The organism is Bradyrhizobium sp. T-1 (assembly GCF_053592855.1).
In genome coordinates this window covers 2,073,249-2,097,747 of the sequence record NZ_CM132115.1, presented here as the reverse complement: position 1 = coordinate 2,097,747, position 24,499 = coordinate 2,073,249, and the positions used below count along the sequence as shown (strand labels likewise).

General features: G+C 63.3%; 23 protein-coding genes. 16 read left to right on the top strand and 7 right to left on the bottom strand.

Annotation, left to right across the window (positions count from 1 at the left end):
• The first annotated feature begins 3 nt into the window (after positions 1 to 3).
• The 8 genes from pqqC to ACWAT4_RS10070 all read left to right on the top strand — a co-directional run bounded on the left by pqqC (position 4) and on the right by ACWAT4_RS10070 (position 8,849).
• Positions 4 to 759: a pyrroloquinoline-quinone synthase PqqC gene (gene pqqC, locus ACWAT4_RS10105; RefSeq protein ID WP_249149402.1), complete on the top strand. Its 756-nt coding sequence runs from the start codon at positions 4 to 6 to the stop codon at positions 757 to 759.
• A gap of 12 nt (positions 760 to 771) precedes the next feature.
• The gene (gene pqqD, locus ACWAT4_RS10100; RefSeq protein WP_212446690.1) at positions 772 to 1,083 is read left to right on the top strand and encodes a pyrroloquinoline quinone biosynthesis peptide chaperone PqqD; all 312 of its coding nucleotides are present in this window, start codon (positions 772 to 774) and stop codon (positions 1,081 to 1,083) included.
• On the top strand, positions 1,080 to 2,273 hold the full coding sequence (gene pqqE / locus ACWAT4_RS10095) for a pyrroloquinoline quinone biosynthesis protein PqqE (protein WP_449730454.1): 1,194 nt from the start codon (positions 1,080 to 1,082) through the stop codon (positions 2,271 to 2,273). The genes pqqD and pqqE overlap by 4 nt, the downstream gene beginning before the upstream one ends.
• A complete protein-coding gene (gene pip, locus ACWAT4_RS10090; protein WP_449730453.1) occupies positions 2,263 to 3,249 on the top strand; it encodes a prolyl aminopeptidase in 987 nt (328 codons plus the stop codon). Before pqqE ends, pip begins: the two co-directional genes overlap by 11 nt.
• Positions 3,250 to 3,275: 26 nt before the next feature.
• The gene (locus ACWAT4_RS10085) at positions 3,276 to 3,953 is read left to right on the top strand and encodes a hypothetical protein (RefSeq protein ID WP_449730452.1); all 678 of its coding nucleotides are present in this window, start codon (positions 3,276 to 3,278) and stop codon (positions 3,951 to 3,953) included.
• 227 nt (positions 3,954 to 4,180) lie between these two features.
• Positions 4,181 to 5,980, top strand: a complete 1,800-nt coding sequence (locus ACWAT4_RS10080) for an FAD-dependent oxidoreductase (RefSeq protein ID WP_449730451.1) — start codon at positions 4,181 to 4,183, stop codon at positions 5,978 to 5,980.
• Positions 5,950 to 7,797 (top strand): 2-oxoacid:acceptor oxidoreductase subunit alpha, encoded by a 1,848-nt coding sequence (locus tag ACWAT4_RS10075; RefSeq protein WP_449730450.1) that lies wholly within the window; start codon positions 5,950 to 5,952, stop codon positions 7,795 to 7,797. The genes ACWAT4_RS10080 and ACWAT4_RS10075 overlap by 31 nt, the downstream gene beginning before the upstream one ends.
• Positions 7,794 to 8,849 (top strand): 2-oxoacid:ferredoxin oxidoreductase subunit beta, encoded by a 1,056-nt coding sequence (locus tag ACWAT4_RS10070; RefSeq protein ID WP_212299049.1) that lies wholly within the window; start codon positions 7,794 to 7,796, stop codon positions 8,847 to 8,849. Before ACWAT4_RS10075 ends, ACWAT4_RS10070 begins: the two co-directional genes overlap by 4 nt.
• 38 nt (positions 8,850 to 8,887) lie before the next feature.
• Here ACWAT4_RS10070 and ACWAT4_RS10065 read toward each other — a convergent pair whose 3' ends face one another.
• The 3 genes from ACWAT4_RS10065 to ACWAT4_RS10055 all read right to left on the bottom strand — a co-directional run bounded on the left by ACWAT4_RS10065 (position 8,888) and on the right by ACWAT4_RS10055 (position 11,709).
• Positions 8,888 to 9,331 carry a DUF4399 domain-containing protein gene (locus tag ACWAT4_RS10065; protein WP_212299050.1) on the bottom strand — a complete coding sequence of 148 codons (444 nt, stop codon included), beginning with the start codon at positions 9,329 to 9,331 and terminating at the stop codon, positions 8,888 to 8,890.
• Between the two features lie 31 nt (positions 9,332 to 9,362).
• Positions 9,363 to 10,931 carry an SUMF1/EgtB/PvdO family nonheme iron enzyme gene (locus ACWAT4_RS10060; protein WP_449730449.1) on the bottom strand — a complete coding sequence of 523 codons (1,569 nt, stop codon included), beginning with the start codon at positions 10,929 to 10,931 and terminating at the stop codon, positions 9,363 to 9,365.
• Positions 10,932 to 11,124: 193 nt separating this feature from the next.
• Positions 11,125 to 11,709, bottom strand: a complete 585-nt coding sequence (locus tag ACWAT4_RS10055) for an STM3941 family protein (protein WP_212427088.1) — start codon at positions 11,707 to 11,709, stop codon at positions 11,125 to 11,127.
• Positions 11,710 to 11,910: 201 nt separating this feature from the next.
• Here ACWAT4_RS10055 and ACWAT4_RS10050 point away from each other — a divergent pair, with 201 nt between their 5' ends.
• The 6 genes from ACWAT4_RS10050 (at position 11,911) to ACWAT4_RS10025 (ending at position 14,629) form a co-directional block, all read left to right on the top strand.
• Complete coding sequence (locus ACWAT4_RS10050) at positions 11,911 to 12,531, top strand: hypothetical protein (RefSeq protein ID WP_449730448.1); 621 nt, start codon at positions 11,911 to 11,913, stop codon at positions 12,529 to 12,531.
• A gap of 42 nt (positions 12,532 to 12,573) precedes the next feature.
• Positions 12,574 to 13,023: a DsrE family protein gene (locus ACWAT4_RS10045; RefSeq protein WP_212446682.1), complete on the top strand. Its 450-nt coding sequence runs from the start codon at positions 12,574 to 12,576 to the stop codon at positions 13,021 to 13,023.
• Positions 13,024 to 13,177: 154 nt separating this feature from the next.
• Positions 13,178 to 13,501 (top strand): ArsR/SmtB family transcription factor, encoded by a 324-nt coding sequence (locus tag ACWAT4_RS10040; RefSeq protein ID WP_212299055.1) that lies wholly within the window; start codon positions 13,178 to 13,180, stop codon positions 13,499 to 13,501.
• A complete protein-coding gene (locus tag ACWAT4_RS10035) occupies positions 13,498 to 13,929 on the top strand; it encodes an SRPBCC family protein (RefSeq protein ID WP_212299056.1) in 432 nt (143 codons plus the stop codon). Before ACWAT4_RS10040 ends, ACWAT4_RS10035 begins: the two co-directional genes overlap by 4 nt.
• A 44-nt stretch (positions 13,930 to 13,973) precedes the next feature.
• Positions 13,974 to 14,198 (top strand): hypothetical protein, encoded by a 225-nt coding sequence (locus tag ACWAT4_RS10030; RefSeq protein WP_212299057.1) that lies wholly within the window; start codon positions 13,974 to 13,976, stop codon positions 14,196 to 14,198.
• Positions 14,195 to 14,629 (top strand): DUF1801 domain-containing protein, encoded by a 435-nt coding sequence (locus ACWAT4_RS10025; protein ID WP_212446681.1) that lies wholly within the window; start codon positions 14,195 to 14,197, stop codon positions 14,627 to 14,629. Before ACWAT4_RS10030 ends, ACWAT4_RS10025 begins: the two co-directional genes overlap by 4 nt.
• A gap of 251 nt (positions 14,630 to 14,880) precedes the next feature.
• Here the strand turns inward: ACWAT4_RS10025 and ACWAT4_RS10020 are convergent, their stop codons facing one another.
• From ACWAT4_RS10020 to ACWAT4_RS10005, 4 genes are all read right to left on the bottom strand, one after another.
• Positions 14,881 to 16,419 (bottom strand): SpoVR family protein, encoded by a 1,539-nt coding sequence (locus ACWAT4_RS10020; RefSeq protein ID WP_212446680.1) that lies wholly within the window; start codon positions 16,417 to 16,419, stop codon positions 14,881 to 14,883.
• On the bottom strand, positions 16,416 to 17,693 hold the full coding sequence (locus ACWAT4_RS10015; RefSeq protein ID WP_212446741.1) for a YeaH/YhbH family protein: 1,278 nt from the start codon (positions 17,691 to 17,693) through the stop codon (positions 16,416 to 16,418). Before ACWAT4_RS10015 ends, ACWAT4_RS10020 begins: the two co-directional genes overlap by 4 nt.
• Before the next feature lie 19 nt (positions 17,694 to 17,712).
• Positions 17,713 to 19,656 carry a PrkA family serine protein kinase gene (locus ACWAT4_RS10010; RefSeq protein ID WP_128950138.1) on the bottom strand — a complete coding sequence of 648 codons (1,944 nt, stop codon included), beginning with the start codon at positions 19,654 to 19,656 and terminating at the stop codon, positions 17,713 to 17,715.
• A 415-nt stretch (positions 19,657 to 20,071) separates the two neighbouring features.
• On the bottom strand, positions 20,072 to 20,314 hold the full coding sequence (locus ACWAT4_RS10005) for a hypothetical protein (protein ID WP_449730447.1): 243 nt from the start codon (positions 20,312 to 20,314) through the stop codon (positions 20,072 to 20,074).
• A gap of 311 nt (positions 20,315 to 20,625) precedes the next feature.
• Here ACWAT4_RS10005 and ACWAT4_RS10000 point away from each other — a divergent pair, with 311 nt between their 5' ends.
• Both ACWAT4_RS10000 and gnd read left to right on the top strand, forming a co-directional pair.
• Positions 20,626 to 23,475 carry a bifunctional transaldolase/phosoglucose isomerase gene (locus ACWAT4_RS10000; protein ID WP_212446679.1) on the top strand — a complete coding sequence of 950 codons (2,850 nt, stop codon included), beginning with the start codon at positions 20,626 to 20,628 and terminating at the stop codon, positions 23,473 to 23,475.
• Between the two features lie 13 nt (positions 23,476 to 23,488).
• Entirely contained in the window at positions 23,489 to 24,487 is a 999-nt protein-coding gene (gnd, locus tag ACWAT4_RS09995) for a phosphogluconate dehydrogenase (NAD(+)-dependent, decarboxylating) (RefSeq protein ID WP_212299062.1), read from the top strand.
• Positions 24,488 to 24,499: the final 12 nt, after the last annotated feature.

The window sequence follows — 24,499 nt, the reverse complement described above, 5'->3', positions numbered from 1 at the left end:
GGAATGACTGCGCTCTCGATCGGCAAGGACATCAGGCTCAACTCGGCCGAAGAGCTCGAGGCGACGTTGCGCCACATCGGCGCCACGCGCTATCACAGCCTGCACCCGTTCCATAAGCTTTTGCACGGCGGCAAGCTCAACAAGGGCCAGGTGCAGGCCTGGGCGCTGAACCGCTACTATTACCAGAGCACCATCCCGATCAAGGACGCGGTGGTGATCTCGCGCTTTCGCGACCGCGCCACGCGCCTGGAATGGCGCCACCGCATCGAGGACCATGACGGCGATGTCGGCTCTGAGGGCGGCATCGAGCGCTGGATCAAGCTGACTGAAGGCCTCGGGCTCGACACGGCGTATGTCGAGTCGACCGAGGGCATCTTGCCGGCGACGCGCTTCGCGGTCGAGGCCTACGTCCACTACTGCCGCGAGAAGAGCCCGCTCGAGGCGATCGCCTCCTCGCTCACTGAGCTGTTCGCGCCGAGCATCCATGAAGAGCGCATCGCCGGCATGTTGCAGCATTACGACTTCGTCAATCCCGACATCATGAGCTATTTCAAGCGGCGGCTGACGCAGGCGCCGCGCGATGCCGGCTTCGCGCTCGACTACGTCAAGGCGCATGCGACGACGCCGGAGCAACGCGCGCAAGTGTGCAACGCCCTGATCTTCAAGACTAACGTGCTGTGGGTGCAGCTCGACGCACTCCAGCACGCCTATGTCGAGGGCAACATTCCGCCGGGTGCGTTCGTGCCCAAAGCGAGTTGAGGGATTAGAAGTATGGCCGGGCCGCGTAACATCAGCGTCAGCGAGGCGAGCCGCCCCGTGCTGCCGCGGCACGCCAAGCTCAAATATGACGAGACGCGCAAGGTCTGGGTGATCCTGGCGCCGGAGCGCGTGCTGGCACCGGACGAAATCGCGGTCGAGGTCTTGCAGCTCTGCGACGGCAAGCGCAGTGTCGGCGACGTGTCCGATCAGCTCGCCGCGAAATACGCAGCCCCCCGCGAGGCGATCCTCGCCGACGTCATCGTCATGCTGCAGGATCTCGCCGACAAGGGCTTCCTGACCGAGGCCCGGGAGAAGACGTCATGAGCGATGTGCTCCCGACCATCCCGCCTGACGCCAGCGACAGCCTCGCGGTGCTCGAAAAGCAGCGCTCGACAGCGGAGACCTTTGGCATTCCGCTCGCCGTGCTGCTCGAGATCACCCATCGCTGCCCGCTGCAATGCCCCTATTGCTCCAATCCGGTCGAGCTCGACCGCTCCGGCAAGGAGCTGACCACCGAGGAGTGGAAAAAGGTCTTGAGCGAGCTCGCCGAGATCGGCGTGCTCCAGGTGCATTTCTCCGGCGGCGAGCCGACGGCGCGGAAGGACCTCGTCGAGCTGGTCAAGCATGCCAGCGACGTCGGCCTTTACACCAATCTGATCACGTCGGCCGTGCTGCTGACGCGCGAGCGGCTCAGCGAGCTTGCCGATGCCGGGCTCTGCCATGTGCAGATCTCGTTCCAGGGCATCGAGGAAGGCCTCGCCGACCGCGTCGCCGGTTACAAGGGCGGCCATCGCAAGAAGCTCGAAGTCGCGAAATGGACGCGCGAGCTTGAGCTGCCGCTGACCGTCAATGCGGTGATGCACCGGCAGAACCTGCACCAGCTCCCCGACATCATCCAGATGTCCATCGATCTCGACGCCGACCGGCTCGAGGTCGCCAATGTGCAATATTACGGCTGGGCGCTGAAGAACCGCGCCGCGCTGATGCCGACGGTGGCGCAGCTCGACGAATGCACCCGCATCGTCGAGGAGGCCCGCGAGCGGCTCAAGGGCACGCTCGCCATCGACTACGTCGTGCCAGACTATTATGCGCTGCGGCCGAAGAAATGCATGGGCGGCTGGGGCCGGCAGTTCTTCAACATTTCGCCGGCCGGCAAGGTGCTGCCCTGCCACGCCGCCGAGAGCATCACCGGGCTCGATTTCGAGTCGGTGCGCTCCAACCATTCGATCGCCTGGATCTGGCAGAACTCCGAGGCCTTCAACCGCTATCGCGGCACTGGCTGGATGAAGGAGCCGTGCAAAACTTGCGAATTCCGCGAGATCGATTTCGGCGGCTGTCGCTGCCAGGCCTTCGCGCTGACGGGCGATGCCGCCAACACCGATCCGGCCTGTGCGCTGTCGCCGCTGCACGAGACCATCTTCAAGCAGGCCGAGCGCGAGGCCGAGGGCGAGACTAACCGCTTCCTCTACCGCAACTTCGCCGGCGGCACCCTGGAATCCGAGAATGGTGCCTGACGCCGACGCCGCTGCATCCGCCAGACGCGCCGATCCCTTTGCGCCATTGACCTCCGACATGCTCGATGTCGGCGACGGCCACGAGCTCTATGTCGAGAGCGTCGGCCGTGCCGACGGCATCCCTGCGGTCTATCTGCATGGCGGACCGGGCTCCGGCTGCCAGCCCGATCATCGCCGGCTGTTCGATCCCGATCGCTTCTGCGCCGTGCTGTTCGATCAGCGCGGCTGCGGCCGCAGCCGCCCGAAGGGATCGCGCGAGCACAACACCACGGCGCATCTGATCGCGGACATGGAGAAGATCCGCGAAAAATTCGGCTTCGCGCGCTGGATGGTGGTCGGCGGCTCCTGGGGCGCGACGCTGGCGCTGGCATATGCAGAGGCCCATCCCGAGCGCGTCTCCGGCATTGCGCTGCGCGCGACCTTTCTGGGCACGCAGGCCGAGGTCGAGACGGCCTTCACCTCGCGCCTGGCGCAATTCTATCCGGCGCTACAGGAGGACTTCCTGAGCGTGCTGCCGTCGGAAGAACGTGCGCAACCGGCGGACGCCTATTATCGCCGCATCCTCGATGCCGATCCGGCCGTGCATGGTCCGGCCTCGCGCGCCTGGCATGACACCGAGCGCGCGCTGTCCGAGCACAAGCCGGCCAAGACGCGGCTGGACCTGGCCTCGCTCAACGTCTGGCGCACGCTGCCGGCGACGCCGTTCATGGAGGCGCATTATTTCGCCAACAATTCCTTCCTGAGCGAAGAGCAGTTGTTGCGAAATGCCGGGAAGCTCGCCGGCATTCCCGGCATTATCGTGCAAGGCCGCTACGACCTGTTGTGTCCTCCCGAGACATCGCAGGCGCTCGCGAAAGTTTGGCCGGGTTCCGAGGTCAGGATCGTGGAAGAAGCCGGCCATTCGCTTTATGATGCCGGTGTCCGGGACGCGGTCATGAAGTCGATCGCCGATCTCGCGTCGAAGGCCGCGCGCTAGAGGCGCGAAACAAGGACAACAAGAGAATGCCGCTTGCCGGGACAGGCATGCTGCTGACGTCGATGAACATCGACGCGGCGGATGAGGCCGATTTCAACCGCTGGTACGATCGCGAGCATCTGGAAGAGCGCGTCGCGATCGAGGGTTTTCTGGAAGCCCGGCGCTATGTCGCGCACGCCGCCACTCCCAAATATCTCTCGCTGTACTCGACCGCGACGTTAGAGGTGCTCGACAGTCCCGCCTACCGGGCGCGGCTCGCCAACCAGACCGAATGGTCGCGGCGGAGCATGGCGCATTTCAAGAACATGCTGCGCGTCGTCGCACGCATCACCGTCAGCAAGGGCACCGGCCGCGGCGCCGCGCTCGGGATGGTGCGGCTGCGCCCCACAGCCGACAATGCCGGCTCTTGGCGTGACGCGCTGCAGGAGAAGCTTATGCCGGGCGATCGCGACGGCATCATCTCGATGCATCTGCTCGAGAGCGAGCCGGAATTGTCGGGCGCAACAGCGGACATTCCAGCGGTGCGCAACGAAGGCGCGCGCGACTGGTTCGTGCTGATCGACGGCACGCATGTCGGTGCGGTGTCGGCGGCCATCGCCGAGCGCTTCACCGGCCCGGCGGCAGCACCCTTCCCGCTGCCCGTCTCCGTCGGCACTTACAGCCTGATGTGGGACCTCGCGAAAAGCGACATCGTGCGAGGTTGATGCGTTCACATTCCCCGCGGATGCTGCACCGCACGCGCCGCATTAATGCTGTGCGCGCTTAGCTCCCATGAAAGAGGGGACGCGCGAAAATTTGCCGTTGTACTTGGGAACGGTTCTAATAAGCTAACCCAATGACGTCATTCAGAAACCAGATCGCTGCGCGTTAAGCGTTCGCCAAGCTCAAGAAGAGGCCGCCGGGTCTTTGAGCCTGCGCGGACAGGGTAGGAATGAAACCGACCGATATCGCGGCCCCCGACTACTTTCACAAAGTGGTCGATTGCCAGTGGGCCTGTCCTGCGCACACCCCGGTTCCCGAATACATCCGATTGATCGCACAAGGGCGCTACAGCGACGCCTACATGATCAATTGGAAATCGAACGTGTTTCCCGGAATTCTGGGACGCACCTGCGATCGTCCGTGCGAGCCGGCGTGCCGCCGCGGACGCGTCGAGGAGACGCCGGTGGCAATCTGCCGCCTCAAGCGCGTCGCCGCCGACTTCAAGGACGACATCAAGCAGCGCCTGCCGCACCCGACCACGAAGAACGGCAAGCGCGTCGCGTTCGTCGGCGGCGGTCCGGCCTCGCTGACGGTGGCGCGCGATCTCGCACCGCTCGGCTATCACTGCACCGTGTTCGACGGCGATCCCGAAGCCGGCGGCATGATGCGGACCCAGATCCCGAAATTCCGCTTGCCCAATTCCGTGATCGACGAGGAGACCGGCTACATCCTGGGTCTCGGCGTCGAGTTCAAAGGCGGACATCGCATCGAAAGCATGAAGGCCCTGCTCGCGGAAAAATATGATGCGATCTTCGTCGGCTCCGGCGCACCGCGCGGCCGCGAGCTCGACATTCCCGGCCGAAAGGAAGCCGCTGCCAATATCCACATCGGCATCGACTGGCTGTCCTCAGTCTCGTTCGGCCACACCGACAAGATCGGCAAGCGCGTGATCGTGCTCGGCGGCGGCAATACCGCGATGGATTGCTGCCGCACCGCGCGCCGCCTCGGCGGCGAGAAAGTCACGGTGGTGGTGCGTTCCGGCTTCGAGGAGATGAAGGCCTCGCCGTGGGAGAAGGAAGACGCGATCCACGAGGATATTCCGATCCTCAACTACATGGTGCCGGTGGAATTCAAGCATGTCGCCGGTAAGCTCATCGGCGTCACCTTCCAGCACGTCAAGGCCGAATACGACGCCAAAGGCCGCCGCAATCTGGTGCCTTCGGGTGATCCCGATCAGACCATTCCCTGCGACGACGTGCTGGTCGCGGTCGGCCAGGAGAACGCCTTCCCCTGGATCGAGCAGGATTGCGGCATCGAGTTCGACAAATGGCACATGCCCAAGGTCGATCCGAAAACCTTCGTCTCGACCAATCCAAGAGTGTTCTTCGGCGGCGACGCCGCGTTCGGCCCGAAGAACATCATCTGGGCGGTGGCGCAGGGTCACGACGCGGCGCTGTCGATCCACAAGATGCTCTCGGGCGAGGACATCACCGAGCGGCCGCTGCCGGAGGTGCACGTCTCCTCGCAGAAGATGGGCATCCACGAATGGAGCTATGACAACGACGTCTCCATCGACAAGCGCTTCAAGGTGCCGCATCGCGACAAGGTGGTCGCGCTGAAGGACATCCGCACCGAGGTCGAGCTCGGCTACGACGTCAAGCTCGCGCTCGGCGAAGCACATCGCTGCCTGAACTGCGACGTCCAGACCGTATTCTCGACCTCGCTCTGCATCGAGTGCGATGCCTGCGCCGACATCTGCCCGATGGACTGCATCACCTTCACCAATAACGGTGAGGAAGACGATCTGCGCCATCGCCTGAAGGCGCCCTCGCCGCATCCGGACCAGGACCTCTACGTCTCGTCCGACCTCAAGACCGGGCGCGTGATGGTCAAGGACGAGGACGTCTGCCTGCATTGCGGGCTGTGCGCCGAGCGTTGTCCCACCGGGGCCTGGGACATGCAGAAATATTTCATCGAGATGACTCACGCAGGTTCGACATGTCCGACAAAAAGCCGCTCAGCAGCGTAAACGACTTCGTCGTCCGCTTCGCCAACGTCAACGGCTCGGGCTCGGCCAGCGCTAACGAGATGTTCGCGCGCGCGATCCTGCGCCACGGCGTTCCGGTGTCTCCGCGCAACATCTTCCCATCCAACATTCAGGGCCTGCCGACCTGGTATGAGGTGCGCGTCACCGAAGACGGCCATCTCGGCGCCCGCGGCGGCGTCGACATGATGGTGGCGATGAATCCGCAGACCTGGGACAAGGACGTCGCCGGTATCGAGCCGGGCGGCTATCTGTTCTACGATTCCACCAAGCCGATGCCGTCGACCAAATTCCGCGACGACATCACCGTGATCGGCGTGCCGCTCACCGCCATCACCAACTCGACCTACACCGATCCGCGCCAGCGCCAGCTGTTCAAGAACATCATCTATCTGGGTAGCCTCTCGGCGCTGCTCGAGATGGACCCGAAGGTGATCGAGCAACTGATCGGCGAGCAGTACAAGGGCAAGGAGAAGCTGCTCTCCTCCAACGTCCATGCGCTGCATCTGGGCCGCGACTGGGCGCTGCAGAATCTGAAATGCCCGATCGGGCTGCGGGTGAAGAAATCCGACAAGGTCGGCGACCGCATCTTCATCGAGGGCAACAGCGCTGCGGCGCTCGGTGCCGTCTATGGCGGGGCCACCGTGTGTGCGTGGTATCCGATCACGCCGTCCTCGTCGGTGGCGGAAGCCTTCACCGCGCATTGCAAGAAGTACCGGCACGATCCGGACACGGGCAAGGCGAAATACGCGATCGTGCAAGGCGAGGACGAGCTCGCCTCGATCGGCATCGTGATCGGCGCATCCTGGAACGGCGCCCGCGCCTTCACCGCGACCTCGGGTCCCGGCATCTCCCTGATGACCGAGTTCATCGGCCTCTCCTACTTCGCCGAGATCCCGGCCGTGATCATGAACATCCAGCGTGCCGGGCCCTCGACGGGCATGCCGACCCGCACCCAACAATGCGACATCATCGCCTGCGCCTATGCTTCGCATGGCGACACCAAGCATGTGCTGTTGTTCCCTGAAGATCCGGCCGAAGCCTTCGAGTTCGCGTCAGCGGCCTTCGACCTCGCCGAGCGGCTACAGACCACGATCTTCCTGATGCTCGACCTCGACATCGGCATGAACCACCGGCTCTGCCGGCCGCTGAAGTGGGACGATGCCAAGCAGTATGACCGCGGCAAGGTGATGACCGCGGAGATGCTGGAAGAAGGCCGCGACTTCGGCCGCTATCTCGACGTCGACGGCGACGGCATCCCCTACCGCACCTATCCCGGCACGCACCCGACCAAGGGCTCCTACTTCACCCGCGGCACCTCGCGTGATCGCTATGCGCGCTACTCCGAGGAAGGCTCGGTCTATGCCGACAACATGCAACGTCTCGTGCGCAAGTTCGAGACGGCGCAGGACCTCGTGCCGCGGCCGCTGCAGGCCAATGCGGAACGTCCGACCAAATATGGCGTGATCTATTTCGGCTCGACCTCGCCGGCGATGGACGAGGCGATCGGACTTTTGGAAGCGCGCGGCCATCAGCTCGACCGTCTGCGCATCCGCGCCTTCCCGTTCCACTCCAGCGTCGCGAGCTTCCTCGCCGAGCACGACTTCGTCTATGTTGTCGAGCAGAACCGCGACAGCCAGCTCCGCCAGCTCATCGTCAACGAGAACGGCATCGATCCCGTCCGCCTCGTGCCGATCGTGCATTATGACGGCACCCCCATCACCGCCCGCTTCATCGCAAAAGCCATTGGCGACCACCAGGATCACCTCAAGGTGACCCCGCTCCGCAAGGCCGTGTCATGACCTACATCGCAAAGCCGAAATTCCATCACCCGGGCCTCAAGAAGAACGAGCTCGGCTACACGCATCGCGACTATGAGGGCAAGATCTCGACGCTGTGCGCCGGCTGTGGCCATGACTCGATCACGGCCTCGATCATCGAGGCCTGCTACGAGCTCTCGATCGAGCCGCACCGCGTGGCAAAGATCTCCGGCATCGGCTGCTCGTCGAAGACACCGGACTATTTCCTCGGCAATTCGCACGGCTTCAACTCGGTGCATGGCCGCATGCCCAGCGTCTTGACCGGCGCCAATCTCGCCAATCGCGACCTGATCTATCTCGGCGTTTCCGGCGATGGCGATTCCGCCTCGATCGGCTTCGGCCAGTTCGCGCATTCGATCCGGCGCGGCGTCAACATGACCTATATCGTCGAGAACAACGGTGTCTACGGCCTGACCAAGGGCCAGTTCTCGGCGACCGCCGACCGCGGCTCGAAGTCGAAGAAGGGCGTCACCAACACCGACAACGCCATCGACCTCGTCGCGATCGCGCTGCAGCTGGGCGCAACCTTCGTCGCGCGCTCGTTCTCCGGCGACAAGACCCAACTGGTGCCGCTGATCGCGGCCGCAATCGGCCACAAGGGCGCGTCCTTCATCGACGTCATCAGCCCTTGCATTGCATTCAACAATCACGCCGGCTCGACCAAGAGTTTTGATTATGTCCGCGAGCACAATGACGCCGTGAACCGGCTCGACGTGCTGGTCGGCCGCGATCCCATCGCGGTCGATTATGCGCCGGGCACGGTACAGGTGGTCGAGCAGCATGACGGCAGCAAGATCGCGCTGCGCAAGATCGACGCCGATTACGATCCGCATGACCGGTTAGGGGCCCAGACCTTCCTCGCGAAGCACGCCGCCAAGGGCCAGATCGTCACCGGGCTGCTCTACGTCGACCCGGACGCGGAAGATCTGCACGCCCATCTCAACACGGTCGACGCGCCGCTCAATACGCTCGAAGCGGATACGCTGTGTCCGGGCTCATCGGTGCTGGACAAGATCAACGCCAGCCTGCGGTGATCGACCAGCCCAGGACACCGGAGGTGGTCGGCTAAGGCCTAGCGTGCTGCAACGGGCTGCCTGACACGTATCGTAATTTTCTCCGAGACGACAGGCGGGTCGAACGGATAGTGCTTCGCATCGCCCAGCACCAGTTGGAGCGTGTGGGTCCCCGGGGGAAGCTCGAGCTGGGTCTCGGTCTGCCCTGCCCCGAAATGCAGATGCGACTTGTCCTGCAAGATCGGCTCCTTGGGGTCGATGGGATCGTTGACGTCGACCAGCAGATGATGGTGACCGGCATTCTGATAGTCGTCGCCGGCATGGGTAACGCCCATGTTGCGCAAGCCAAACCGGACCAGGAAGGGACCGCGAACCCTCTGCCCGTCATGCGGGGTGATGAAATAGACCTTTGCGTCCTTGGGAGCGGTCTTGCCTTGCGAAAAGGCGGCGCCAGAAAGCGATACGAGCACCGCCGACAGCGCAATGCAGCGAAGAATTTGCATCAAACCTACTCCTCCACATTGAGGACTGCGCTCAAGGAGTGAGCGCGACGCGGAAGCCATGCGTGGGGTAACGGACATTGGTATCGTAACCATCGCGATTGGCCGGCCGCACATATCTCGAATCGTTTTTCCAGGAGCCCGAGCGCAGAACGTGCGAGCTGCAATCTCCGCCGTTCCATGCCGAACCGTCAACGGGTGCGCCCTGATGGGTCCTGCGCCAGCAATCCTCGACCCACTGATCGACACCGCCACCCATATCGTAGAGCCCGAACGGATTCGGCTTGAAGCTGCCGACCTTCGCCGGCTGCTCGGCCGCAAGGTCTCCGCAATCCTTGCATCCGGCCATGCCCGGCTGGAGCTTGTCGCCCCACCAATATTTGGTCTGCGTTCCGCCGCGTGCGGCGTATTCCCACTCGGCTTCGCTCGGAAGTCGATAAGGCTTCTTGGTCGCCTGCGCGAGATACGCCACATATTGTTGTGCGTCGGTCCAGCTTACATTGCTGACCGGCGCATCGTCTTTTCCGGTGGCCGTGAATCCGCACGCCTTTGCAGCCGCGCATTCGTTCCACTCCTGCACCGTCACCGGATATTTTCCGATCGAGAACGGCTTGATCGTGACTTGGTGAACGGGCCGTTCGGTCGGATCGTCATTGCTTCCCATCGCAAAGCTGCCGCCGCGAATGGCGATCATCTCGGGTTCGCGGACTGGCGGTACCGATTGGCTTGGTGCTTGGCTTGATTCCTGACTTGGCGCTGGAGCGGGCGACGGAGGCGCGGGTGACGGAGGCGCCGACGCCACTGAGGGAGACGGCTGCGGCGTTTGCGTCGCGGCTTCGCGCGGCAGAGGTTGCGGGCTCGGCGATGCGACCGGAGCAGGAGTCGGCGCAGCGGCCTGCTCGCCCGTGCCACCCCGCGACTGCGTCAGCAGATACCACAGTACGCCGGAGGCAATCACGAGCAGCGTAATGCCCAGGAGAAAGATCAGGGTATTCTCGCGCCGGCCCCGCGTACGGCCGACCGCATCCGCGTCCGGCAGCACGCGATAGACGCGCACGGGATCGGTGATGTTCTTGACCTTGCGGTCTCCGAGCGATTCATAGCCGCACACCACCTTGTGCTTGATCTGCTCGTAGATCGCGCCGGAGATGTAAACCTGACCAGGCTCGGCAATGCCCTCGAGGCGCGTGGCAATATTGACGCCATCGCCATAGATGTCGTCGGGCTCGACGATGACGTCGCCGAGATTGACGCCAATACGGTATTCGATCCGGGAGTGTTTCGGAATCGAGGCATTGCGGCCGATGAGGTTCTGCTGGATGACGATGCTGCATCGAACGGCCTCGACGGGGCTGTCGAAAATGGCGATGAAACCATCGCCCGTGGTCTTCACCAAACTTCCATGATGCTCGACGATGCTGGGTTCGATGAGGTCCCGCTCGATCCGCTTGACGCGGACATGCGTACCTTCCTCGTCGGCCTGCATCAAGCGGCTGTAGGATGCAATGTCACCGACAATGATGGCTGCGAGACGACGAGGCATTCCGCCGTGCGGAGGCGGCTCGTTCTGATTCCCGGATCTGAAATTGCGAATTTCGCCCATTGCGGGGGACTCCACAAACCTACAAGAGGCGGCCCCAGCCTACGACTTCGAGAAACAATCGCGTGTGAACGCTATCACATTGACGAACTGGGACAACGTGGAAGGAATCGCCGACAGCGGGTTCCGGAGCGCAGGGGCCAATGAGTTGCCTGAACCTTCCTGGCCCAACCTGCGACTAAGGCAAGCCTGATCTTTAGCTGACCGGCTCCGCCGCGGGTTCGGGCACCGGCTTGGCGTCCACTTCATGGGCCGGCCGTCCGGCCCCCCAATATTGCCTGCAGGTCTCGAGCAATGTTTCGGTGTCCATGGTCAATCCGCCTGCATTGACGATGACGCTGTCCGTGCCAAGCGCCTTGTTCAACAGCGCCAAGGCCTGCGTCGCAAATCCCCCGGAGAACCGCTGGGCGATAAGGGGATCGACTTTGAGCACCACGAATTTCTGCCCGCGCTGCTCCCATGGAAAGATCTTCCGCACAGCGCTCCAGGCGATGGTTTCGTCGGCGAGCCTGGTGTCGCGAATGCCGACACGGGTGATGAAGACCAGCGGCCGCCTGGCGGTGACCAGCCGCCAGAGCATCCGCCAGGTGGCGAGGCCGAAAAATACCGCGCCGACATAGCAGACGGCGACCTGGAACGTGGTGACACCCCTGCCTTCCTGCCAGCTGAATGCAAGCCCGGCGCAGAGCAGCGTCAGCAGCAGGCTGCCGCCGAACAACATCAGGAGCCGGGCCCGGGAATAGCCGATCGCAAGATTGGGCAAGTTCTGACTTTCGGACATTTTCGATCGCCTTCAGCCATTGCAGCAGCCTGGGGGCTACCCTGCCCTCCAAGGGGGTAAGCCTGGAACCTTGCGCGAGGCTGCCCGCGGAACGGCGAGGCCTTCGCACTTGAACGCGCCGCGTGGGGCTTGCGACTAACCGCCAGTTGCCCTCACCGTCCCCGATGCGGACCGTCAATCGCCAATGCCTCCGGTGTGATCATGAAGCTTGCCCTCATTTTTCCGCTTGCCCTTGCGGCCTTCGTCGGCGTTGCCCGAGCCGAAGAGGCCGACGACATCCGCGAGGCAAACAAGACGGAGACCGAGGCCTTCAATGCGCGCATGTATGCGGGGGCGCCCGGCAAGACGGCCTATGCCTGCTTCGTCCGCCGCTACGATGCCGATCACCTGACGCGGCATCCGAAGCAGAAGGTCGCCGCGATGAAGCTGCTGGTCTCGGCGGAGACCGACCCGGAGGACAAGCAGCTTCACAACTCCTTCCGCCTCGGCTTCAAATACCGCCACCGCAGCGGCGATTTCGACTCCAGCGGCTCCTGCCACCACGTGGTCTTCACCAAGGACGGCGGCGAGGTGCGGCTCGGCTGCGGCGTCGACTGCGAGGGCGGCGGCATCGGCGTCGCGCTCTCGAAGGACGACAAATCGGCCATCGTGCGGCTCGCGAGCGTCAGGGTCTGGCTGCACAACAAGCCGGATGACGAGGCCGAGCGATCGCTGGTCGCCGGCAGCGATGACGGCATTTTCCGGCTCGACCGAGCCGACAACAGCGAGTGCGCCGCGCTCGTGACCGACCGCAAGGAACTCGCAGCGCTGCGCCACAAATGATATGTCTCCGGCGAATTCAGGCTTAGCCGAGGAGAAATCGCCATGAACCGCCGGAACATCTTGTGGAGCGCCGCCTCCGCCCTCGGCGCCGCGTTCGGTGCCTCCCGTGCGAAAGCCGCGACCGAGGCTCCGCCGTCGAACAAGCTGAAGGTCGTCTATCACCTCAGCGACGCCGACAAGGTCAATTTCGTGCTCGGCAACATCCAGAACCATATCGACGGCGTCGGCGGCCCCGACCATGTCACCATCGCGCTGGTGATCCACGGACCGGCGCTGAAGGCATTTCACTGGGCACAGGCCAATCCTGACGTCAGCAAGCGGATCGGCGATTTCTCCAAGGACGGCGTCGAGCTCGCCGCCTGCGGCAACACGATGAAGGCGCAAAACATCACGCTGACGGATCTGCTGCCCGGGTTCGTGAGTGCGGAGAAAGGGGGCGTGGTTCGTTTGGCCGAGTTGCAGTCGCAGGGGTATCTGTATTTGCGGCCATAAGGCGCGGCGCGAATTCGGTGCGCTCTCTCCCCCGCTCGCTTGCGGGAGGTAAGCCGGAGCCCGCAGCCACCTCCCAACTCACTCGATCGCACTTGACTTATCCATAACCGTGCGGTTATGAATTAATCCATAACCCGTTAGTTATGGATTCTGAATGTCCGCCGCCCCTGATCTCCTGTTCCGGACGCTCGCCGACCCGACACGGCGGGCGATCTTCGAGCGGCTGTGCCGCGAGGGCGAGCAGACGGTGGGGGCACTGACGGCCCGATCGGGCGTTTCCCAGCCGGCGGTCTCAAAACATCTCGGCGCGCTGAAGCAGGCGGGCCTCGTGCGCGACCGCCACGAGGGACGCCAGACCCATTACAGCGCGCAGCCCGCTGCGCTCAATCCGCTGATCGACTGGACCAGCCAGATGGCAGGCTTCTGGCAGAACCGGCTCGATGCGCTCGACGATTTGCTGAAGAGGATGGACCAATGACTGAAGCTGCGACCGAAACACGCTCCGTGGTGATCGAGCGCGAGTTTGCCTATCCACCCGAGCGGCTGTGGCGCGCGCTGACGCAGCCGCATCTGATCGAAGAATGGCTGATGAAGAACGACTTCAAGCCGACGGTCGGCCACCGCTTCAATCTGCGCGGCGAATGGGGTGGCGTACTGGATTGCGAGGTGCTCGCCATCGAGCCGCAGCGCACCCTCGCCTACACCTGGAATTTCACGCATGACGACGCGGCCTACGATCTCAAAAGCGTGGTGACGTTCACGCTCACCCCGCAAGGATCAGGCACGCATCTGCGCGTCGAACAGGCGGGCTTCCGCCCGAGCCAGAAGCAGGCCTATGGCGGCGCGCACGCCGGCTGGAAGCAGTTCTTCACCAAGCTGGACGAGCTGCTGGCGCGGTCGGAATAGCCCGGCCACCGGCGTCCAATCCCGATATTTTACAGGAGACCTGAATGAGCCCGAACATGTGGATTCGACAGATCCATCGCTGGCTGTCGATTGCTTTCACGCTCGCCGTCATCGCCAACATCGTTGCACTGACCATGCAGATTCAAGCGACGTGGATTGGACTGATGGCCTTCGTACCATTGATCCCGTTGCTCGCGACCGGGCTCTACCTGTTCGCGCTGCCTTATGTCGGCCGTCGCAACAACGACGTGAACGAGGTGAATGCATGAAGAAAGCCGTGACTGCCAAGAAGAGCAGTGCGAAGGACACGGATGGGCCTTCGCCGTCCAACATGATCGACGGCAGGATCAAGGAGCTCGGCGACTGGCGCGGCGAGACGCTGAATCGGATCCGCGCGCTGATCAAGGAGGCCGATCCGGAGGTCGTCGAGGAATGGAAGTGGCGCGGCGTTCCCGTGTGGGAGCACGACGGCATCATCTGCACCGGCGAGACTTACAAGGCCGTGGTGAAACTGACCTTCGCCAAGGGCGCGGCACTGGACGACCCAGCCGGCCTGTTCAACTCCAGCCTCGACGGCAATGTGCGGCGTGCGATCGATATTCCCGAGGGGGCAAAGATCAACGAGAAAGCGCTGAAGGCGCTGATCCGCGCGGCCGTGGAGCTGAATGCGTCGAAGGCGAAGAAGAAGCGGCCGGCGTAACGCATCATGGACTCACCTTGATCGTCTTTGGCGGCCGCGGGTTCTGAAACCTCTCCCGCTTGCGGGAGAGGTCGGCGCGCCCCGGGCGATGCGAAGCATCGTCCCGCACGCGCCGGGTGAGGGTTCTTTCCTCTGGGGGAGTCCCACCGCGGAGACACCCTCTCCCCAGCCCTCCCCCGCAAGCGAGGGAGGGAGCGCACCTTCATCGGAGCGCTCCTCGAGTCTCATCCATCAGTTATAGCCAGCCGCCCTCAGGCCACCGCTGCCGGGATCGGACGCGGGCTGACGACATATTCGCGCAGCACCTTGTCGTTGGCGTCGACCTCGATCAGCGCGACGTCGTAGGTCCAGAGATCGGCGAGATGCTGCAGCACACGCTTGGCATCGGTCTCGTTGAGCTGCGAGCCCTTGACGACGCGGTGGTGCAGGATCAACCGGCGGTCGCCGGAGAGATCGACGTCGACCACTTCGATATTGGCGTCGATGAAGCCGACATCGTGCTGCCGCGCCAGCTCGCGCCGTACGCGGCGGAAGCCGCGCTCGTCGTGGATGGCATCGACCCGGATGCCGGCGCGCTCCTCGGGATCGTCGTGGAGGTGGAACATGCGGAAGTGCCGCATCAATTTGGGGCTCAGGAACTGGCCGATGAAGCTTTCGTCGCGGTAATTGGCCCAGACGTCGCGCAGCACGCCCATGACGTCGCCCTTGCCGGCGATATCGGGGAACCACTCGCGGTCCTCGTCCTCGGGATTGGTGACGATGCGCTCGATGTCCTGCATCACGGCGAAGCCGAGCGCATAGGGATTGAAGCCGGAGAAGCGCGGATCATCGAATTCGGGCTGGAACACCACATTGGTGTGCGATCCCAGGAATTCGAGGAAATTGCCGTCGGTGATGCGGCCCTGCTGATGCAGCTTGGTCATGATGCGATAGTGGACGTAGGTCGCCGTCCCCTCGTTCATCACCTTGGTCTGGCTCTGCGGATAGAAATATTGCGCGATGTGGCGGACGATGCGCAGCAGCTCGCGCTGCCAGGGCGCCAGCCGCGGCGCACTCTTCTCCAGGAAGTAGAGCAGATTTTCCTGCGGCAGGCCGAGCAGCTTGCGGCGCCGCTCAAGAGAGATCGCGGACCGGGTCTTCGATGCGCCCTTGGGCACGGTGCGCCAGAGATCGTTGAAGACTTCCTCTTCGTGCTGGCGGCGGCGCCCTGCCCGCTTCTCCTCCTCGCGCAGATCAAGCTTCTTCTTGCCGGGATAACGGTCGATGCCGTGCGACATCAGCGCATGCGCGGCGTCGAGCGTGCGCTCGACCTCGGTGCGGCCGTAGCGCTCCTCGCACTGCATGACGTAGTTCTTGGCGAAATCCAGATAGTCCAGGATGCCCTCGGCATCGGTCCACTGCTTGAACAGATAATTGTTCTTGAAGAAGTGGTTGTGGCCGAAGGCGGCGTGCGCGATCACCAGCGTCTGCATCGTCGCCGTGTTCTCCTCCATCAGATAGGAGATGCAGGGCGAGGAGTTGATCACGATCTCATAGGCGAGGCCCATCAGGCCCTTGCGGTACGACGCCTCGTGATATGCGAAATGCTTGCCGAACGACCAGTGCTTATAGAACAGCGGCATGCCGACGGACGAATAGGCGTCCAGCATCTGCTCGGCGGTGATCACCTCGATCTGGTTCGGGTAGACGTCGAGCCCGAGATTCTTCAACGCCACCTCCTCGCAGGCATCGGTGATGCGCTGCAAGGTGTGGAAATCCCAATCGGCGCCTTCGAACAAGCGTTCCGTCATGGAGCGGCTTTCTCCTGGGCAGTTTCGCGGCGCTGGAACAAATCGTGGAACACCGGAAAGATCTCGCTGCGCTCGCTGACCTTGCGCATCGAGAGCGGTGCGCCGCCGTTGCGCAGGCGCTCGTAGAGGGTCCAGAGCGAAGAATCGGAGAGATCGAAGGCGCTGCCGCCGGATTCACCGACCTCGAGATAGGCAAAGAACTGGCAGACCGGCAGGATCTTCTCGGTCAGAAGCAGGCCGGTGAGCTCGCCGTCGGAATAGGAATTGTCGCCATCGGAAGCTTGTGCGGCGTAGATGTTCCAGTCCGACGGATTGAAGCGCTCGCGCACGATCTCGTGCATCGCCTGCAGCGCGCTGGAGACCAGCGTGCCGCCGGAGGCGGGGCCGTAGAAGAAGGTCTGCTCGTCGACCTCCTCGGCGCGGTCGGTATGGCGGATGAAGACGATCTCGACATGCTTGTAGCGCCGCTTCAGGAACACGTAGAGCAGCATGTAGAAGCGCTTCGCCAGATCCTTCATGTGCTCGGACATCGAGCCGGAGACGTCCATCAGGCAGAACATCACCGCTTGCGCCACCGGCCGCGGCACTTTTTCGTAACGGCGGTAACGGATGTCGAGCGGATCGATGAAGGGGATGCGCTTGGTCTTCGCCTTCAGCTTCTCGAGCCGGGCTATGAGCTCCGCGCGCTCGTCCTCGTCGGTGCAGGCGGCAATCTCGGCTTCCAGCTCTTCGACTTCTTCCTTGCGGGGACGCTTGAGCGCGATGCGGCGGGCAAGCGCCAGCTTCACGGTTCGGCTGACGGAGATGTTGGCAGGCGAGCCCGACGTGGTGTAGCCGGCGCGCTGAATACCTTCGCTCTCGGTCTGCGCGATCTTGCGCTTGGCGAGATCCGGCAGTTCGAGATCGTCGAGGAAGAGGTCGACGAATTCGTCGCGGCTGAGCACGAATCGGAAGGCGTCCTCGCTGTCGCCTTCGCCGGGACCGGAATCCTTGGCGCTGCTTTGGCCGGAGCGCTGCAGATAGTCGCCTTCGATGAACTTCTTGTTGCCGGGCAGCACCATGTCGCGCGTTCCGCCTTCACGGCGGAACCGCGGCTCGTGCATCCCGTCCAGCGGGATCGTGACCTCACCACCCTCCAGGACATCCTTGATGTCGCGTTCCTGCGAGGTCTTCTTGACGGCGCCCTGCACCAGGGATTTGGCCCGACGCAAGAACCGCTGGCGGTTCTCAAGACTCTTGCCGCCTGGATTCAGGCGCCTGTCAATAATGTGAATGGCCACTTTCTCATCCGCCTCAACCGGCTTGCTTCACGCGCATGTACCATTCGACCAGCCGGCGAACCTGACGCTCGGTGTAGCCGCGCTCCACCATGCGTGCCACGAACTCGCCGTGCTTCTTCTCCGTCTCGCCGTCCTTCTTCGAACCGAACGAGATGACCGGAAGCAGGTCCTCGACCTGAGAGAATATCCGCTTTTCGATCACATCGCGAATCTTCTCGTAGGAGGTCCAGGTCGGATTCTTGCCGCCGTTCTGGGCCCGTGAGCGTAACGAGAATTTGACCACCTCGTTGCGGAAATCCTTGGGGTTGGCAATGCCCGCCGGCTTCTCGATTTTCGTCAGCTCCTGGTTCAAAAGTTCGCGATCGAGCAGCTGGCCGGTGTCGGGATCCTTGAAGTCCTGATCCTCGATCCAGGCATCGGCGTAGTCGACGTAACGGTCGAACAGGTTCTGGCCGTAATCCGAGTAGGATTCCAGATAAGCTTTCTGGATCTCGTTGCCGATGAACTCGGCGTAACGCGGCGCAAGGTCGGCCTTGATGAATTCGAGATAGCGCTTCTCGACTTCCTCGGGCAACTGCTCGCGGCGGATCGACTGCTCCAGCGCGTACATCAGATGCACCGCGTCGGCGGCCACCTCCTGCGGATCGTGGTTGAAGGTCGCAGCCAGGATCTTGAAGGCGAAGCGGGTGGAGACGCCGTCCATGCCTTCGTCGACGCCGGCGGCATCACGATATTCCTGGACGCTGCGCGCCTTCGGATCGGATTCCTTCAGGCTCTCGCCGTCATAGACCCGCATCTTGCCGAACAGCGTCGAGTTCTCGTGCTTGCGCAGCCGCGACATCACCGAGAACCGCGCCAGCGTCTCCAAGGTCGAGGGCGCGCAAGGCGCGGCCGCGAGCTCGGAGCCCTGGATCAGCTTCTCGTAGATCTTCTGCTCTTCAGTGACCCGCAGGCAGTACGGCACCTTGATCACGCAGATGCGGTCGATGAAGGCTTCGTTGTTCTTGTTCGATTTGAAGCTCGCCCATTCCGCTTCGTTGGAGTGCGCGAGAATGACGCCGGTGAACGGGATCGCGCCGATATTCTCGGTGCCGATATAGTTGCCTTCCTGCGTTGCGGTCAGCAACGGGTGCAGCATCTTGATCGGCGCCTTGAACATTTCGACGAACTCGAGCACGCCCTGGTTGGCGCGGTTGAGGCCGCCGGAATAGCTGTAGGCGTCGGGATCGTTCTGCGCGTAGGTCTCGAGCTTGCGGATATCGACCTTGCCGACCAGCGAGGAGATGTCCTGGTTGTTCTCGTCACCCGGCTCGGTCTTGGCGATCGCGATCTGGCGCAGCCGCGACGGCTGGATCTTGGCGACGCGGAATTGCGAGATATCACCGCCGAAAGCTTCCAGCCGCTTGTAGCACCAGGGGCTCATCAAGCCGGTGAGACGCCGGCGCGGAATGCCGTATTTCTCTTCCAGCATCGGCCCCAGCTGATCGGGATCGAACAGGCTGAGCGGGCTCTCGAACACCGGCGAGAGTTCGTCGCCGGCCTTGAGCACGTAGATAGGATGCACCTCCATCAGCGACTTCAGCCGCTCGGCGAGCGAGGATTTGCCGCCGCCAACCGGTCCGAGCAGATAGAGGATCTGCTTGCGCTCTTCGAGGCCCTGCGCCGCATGGCGGAAGAAGCCGACGATGCGCTCGATGGTTTCTTCCATGCCGTAGAAGCCGGCAAAGGCCGGATAGGTACGGATCGTGCGGTTCAAAAAAATACGGCCAAGGCGTGGGTCCTTGGCCGTGTCAATCGTCTGGGGTTCGCCGATCGCCGCTAGTAATCGTTCGGCCGCATTCGCGTATTTCATGGGATCGCTTCGACACGATTCCAGATATTCTGCCATCGACATGTCGTGCTGGCTTCTCGCCTCGAACGACCGAGCGAAAGCGTTGAATAGAGAATCGTTGTACATGATCCCTCTCCGCGTGAGTTCCGCTACAAGCTGAAACGAAAGCAGTTACTAGACCGTTCCTCAGGCCGCTTCTCGAATCAGCGTGAGCACTTGACGATCATTGGACACCCGGGTGCAGACACGACGCAACGCACAAGGTAGGCACTCCGTGAATTACGAACAGGCACTTGCCTGTAATTTGTGCGAATCTCTATCTATCTTGGCTCATTTCTAGAAATTGTCACTGGCTCGCCACATCCGGGCAATACCGGGGACGAGTCTCCGGCACTGCAACATGACAATCTGCGAGCGGCAAACTTATGACGCTCGCGAGGCGACTGCTCGCGTGTCGCGTTCATCTTCTGCTGCAATGCAGTGCCAAGGATTCCTCGAGCCTGCTTGCAGCATGCTGTCGCGGCAAGCGCACAGCGCTGTGTCAAAATCGGTCGCCAAACCCTCCGAAAGGATTACGTCGTTCCGCGCGGCAGCTCGGATGCAGAAGAGCGACCGCAGTTGACTTGAAAGGAAAGCTTGCGCTCGTCGTCGCGACGCGCGCCGCGGCCTGGAGCCGCATGACGGATTGAGCGATGTCGAGATCATGGGATGCGACGATGCAGACGACTGGCACCAGCGATGGCCGGCGGTCGGCGATGGCAACGCCATCAGGACGTGCGCGCATGCTCTCCCCCAGCATGGTCATTCGCGACCGGGCCACTGACGATCAGACGGGTCCGACTCCGCTGACGACGCTCCGCGACGCGACAGATGACCTCACGCAACAAGACCTCGGCCGAACCGTCCCGGCCAGATTTTTATTACGCAAAACCGCGACTGCCGCCTGGATCGCCATGATCGCGGCGGAGTTACCCTGGGGGGATGACGCCAACACCCTTGATTGGTTCCCTCCCGGGAGCATGTGGGTTAAAGGATAGCGCGTCAGGACCGGCGCGGAAACCCCCTCCGCCCGAAGGCTTGGAGATAAAAAGCATCATGAATCCCGTCAAAGAACTGGAAAAGCACGGACAGGCCGTCTGGCTGGACTTCCTCGCCCGCGGCTTCATCGCCAAGGGCGACCTGAAGCGGCTGATCGACACCGATGGTGTCAAGGGCGTTACCTCCAACCCCTCGATTTTCGAGAAGGCGATCGGGAGCTCGGACGAGTATGACGCTCCGATCGGCAAGGCGCTGAAGCGCGGCGACCGGACCGTGGCCGATTTGTTCGAGGCGGTTGCCGTCGAGGATATCCAGGCCGCCGCCGACGTCCTGCGCCCGGTCTATGACCGCCTCAAGGGCGGCGACGGTTATGTCAGCCTGGAAGTCTCGCCCTATCTGGCGATGGACACATCAGGCACGGTCGCCGAAGCGCGCCGGCTCTGGAAGGACGTTGGCCGCAAGAACCTGATGGTGAAGGTGCCGGCGACGCCGGAGGGCCTGCCCGCAATCGAAACGCTGATCGGCGACGGCATCAGCATCAACATCACGCTGCTGTTCTCGAAAGCGGTCTATCTGCAGGTCGCCGAGGCCTATATCGCCGGTCTCGAAAAATACGTCGCCGGTGGCGGCGATCCCTCGCATGTCGCCAGCGTGGCGAGCTTCTTCGTCAGCCGCATCGACAGCGTGGTCGACAAGCAGCTCGACGAGAAGATCGCCCGAGCCAACGATCCATCCGAGAAGGAGCGGCTCGCCGCGCTGAAGGGCAAGGTCGCGATCGCCAACGCCAAGGTCGCCTATCAGGACTACAAGCGGCTGTTCTCGGGCCCGCGCTGGGAGAAGCTCGCCGCCAAGGGCGCCAAGCCGCAGCGCATGCTGTGGGCCTCGACCGGCACCAAGAACAAGGACTACAGCGACGTCCTCTATGTGGAGGAGCTGATCGGCCCTGACACCATCAACACCGTACCGCCGGCGACGCTGGATGCCTTCCGCGACCACGGCAAGCCGCGCGACAGCCTGGAAGAGAATGTCGATGACGCCCGCCGCGTGCTGGAAGAGCTGGAGCGCTCCGGCGTCTCGCTCGATGCCATCACCGAGGAGCTCGTCAAGGACGGTGTGAAGCTGTTCGCGGACGCCGCCGACAAGCTCTACGGCGCCGTCGCCCACAAGCGGGCCACCGTGCTCGGGACGGCAATCGATCGCCAGCAGCTCTCGCTCGGCGACGGGCTCGGCAAGGCCGTGGCCAAGAGCACCGAGGAATGGCGCGCATCGGCCAAGATCCGCAGGCTCTGGCAGCGCGACAAATCGGTCTGGACCGGGACGGACGAGGACAAATGGCTCGGCTGGCTCGACAGCGCCGCCAAGGCCGACGTTGCCGACTATGAGGACTATGCCAACCGGGTGAAGGGCCAGAAGTTCTCCGACGCCGTCGTGCTCGGCATGGGCGGATCGAGCCTTGGGCCGGAGGTGCTGGCTGAGACCTTTGCCCGGAAGCCCGGCTTCCCGAAGCTGCATGTGCTGGATTCCACCGATCCGGCCGAGGTCCGCGCGATGGAGGCCAAGATCGACATCGCCAACACCGTGTTCATCGTCTCCAGCAAATCCGGCGGCACCACCGAGCCGAACGCGATGAAGGACTATTTTCACAAGCGCGTCGCGCAGGCCCTCGGCCCGAAGGCCAAAACCGGCTTCCGCTTCATCGCGGTGACCGATCCCGGCTCGTCGCTGGAGAAGGCGGCGAAGAAGCTGAACTACGCCCGCATCTTCCATGGCGAACCGTCGATCGGCGGACGCTATTCCGTGCTGTCGCCGTTCGGCCTGGTGCCGGCGGCAACCGCCGGCATCGACGTCAAGACCTTCATCAAGCATGCGCTGTCGATGGCCCGCTCCTGCGGGCCGGACGTGCCGCCAGCCGAGAACCCGGGCGTGCAGCTCGGCCTTGCTATGGGGCTTGCCGGCCTTGAGGGCCGCGACAAGGTGACAATCCTGTCATCGAAGAAGATCGCCGATTTCGGCGCCTGGGCCGAGCAGCTCATCGCGGAATCGACCGGCAAGGAAGGCAAGGGCCTGATCCCGATCGCAGGCGAACCGCTTGGCGAGTCCTCGCTCTATGGCAACGACCGCTTCTTCATCGACATCCGTACCGAAGGCGAGACGGACGCCGCGCATGACTCGGCACTCGCCGGGATCGAGGCGGCCGGCCATCCCGTGGTGCGCATCGTCATGAAGTCGATCGACCATCTGGGGCAGGAGTTCTTCCGCTTCGAGATGGCGACGGCCGTGGCCGGCGCGATCCTCGGCATCAACCCGTTCGACCAGCCCGACGTCGAAGCGGCCAAGATCAAGACTCGCGAGCTCACCGCGTCGTTCGAGAAGACCGGGGCGTTGCCGGCCGAAGAACCCGTGGTCAGCACCGATCAAGCCGATCTCTACACCGACGCGGCCAACGCCACGGCGCTCCGCGCCGCGGGTGCCAACGGCGACCTCACCTCCTGGCTGAAGGCACATCTGTCGCGCTCGGGCCACGGCGACTATGTCGCCCTGCTCGGCTACATCGCCCGCGACAAGGCGACGATCGACGCGCTTCAAGCGATGCGCCTCGAAGTGCGCGAGAAGCGGCATGTCGCAACCTGCGCCGAGTTCGGACCGCGCTTCCTGCACTCCACGGGCCAGGCCTACAAGGGCGGGCCCGACAGCGGCGTGTTCCTCCAGATCACCGCCGACGACGCCAAGGATCTCGCGGTGCCCGGCCAGAAGGCGAGCTTCGGCGTGATCAAGGCGGCGCAGGCGCGCGGCGACTTCGACGTGCTCACCGAGCGCGGCCGACGCGCGCTTCGGGTGCATCTCAAGGGCGGGCTCAAGAAGGGTCTCGCGGCGCTCAATGCCGCCCTCAACGACGCGCTGAATTAAGGGAATCTCTCACATGCAACTCGGCATGATCGGCCTCGGCCGGATGGGCGGCAACATCGTTCGCCGCCTGATGCGCCAGGGACATTCGACCGTGGTCTATGACAAGGACGCCAAGGCCGTCGCCGGTCTCGCTGCAGACGGCGCAGTCGGCTCGGCCACGCTGGAAGAGTTCATCTCGAAACTCGAGCGGCCGCGCACGGCCTGGGTGATGCTGCCTGCCGGCCGCATCACCGAGCAGACCATCGACACGATCGCGGGCGTGATGCAGGAGGGCGACGTCATCATCGACGGCGGCAACACCTTCTGGCAGGACGACGTCCGCCGCGGCAAGGCGCTGAAGGCGCGCGGCATCCACTATGTCGACGTCGGCACGTCCGGCGGCGTCTGGGGCCTCGACCGCGGCTATTGCATGATGATCGGCGGCGAGAAGCCGGTGGTCGATCGGCTCGACCCGATCTTCGCCGCGCTGGCGCCCGGCGCCGGCGACATTCCGCGCACCGAGGGACGCGAAGGACGCGATCCCCGCATCGAGCAGGGCTACATCCATGCCGGCCCCGTCGGCGCCGGCCATTTTGTCAAGATGATCCACAACGGCATCGAGTACGGCCTGATGCAGGCCTATGCCGAAGGGTTCGACATCCTCAAGAATGCCAATATCGATGCCTTGCCGGCTGATCATCGCTACGATTTCGACCTTGCCGACATCGCCGAAGTGTGGCGGCGCGGCAGCGTGATCCCGTCCTGGCTGCTCGACCTCACCTCGACCGCGCTCGCCGACAGCCCGCAGCTTGCGGAATATTCCGGCTTCGTGGAGGATTCCGGTGAGGGTCGCTGGACCGTGAATGCGGCGATCGACGAGGCCGTGCCGGCGGAAGTCTTGACCGCGGCCCTCTACACACGTTTCCGTTCCCGTCGGGAACACACCTTCGCCGAAAAAATTCTCTCCGCGATGCGCGCGGGTTTCGGCGGCCACAAGGAGCCGAAGCAGCCCGGCGCTTCGAAGCCAAAATAAGACCTACAGCAA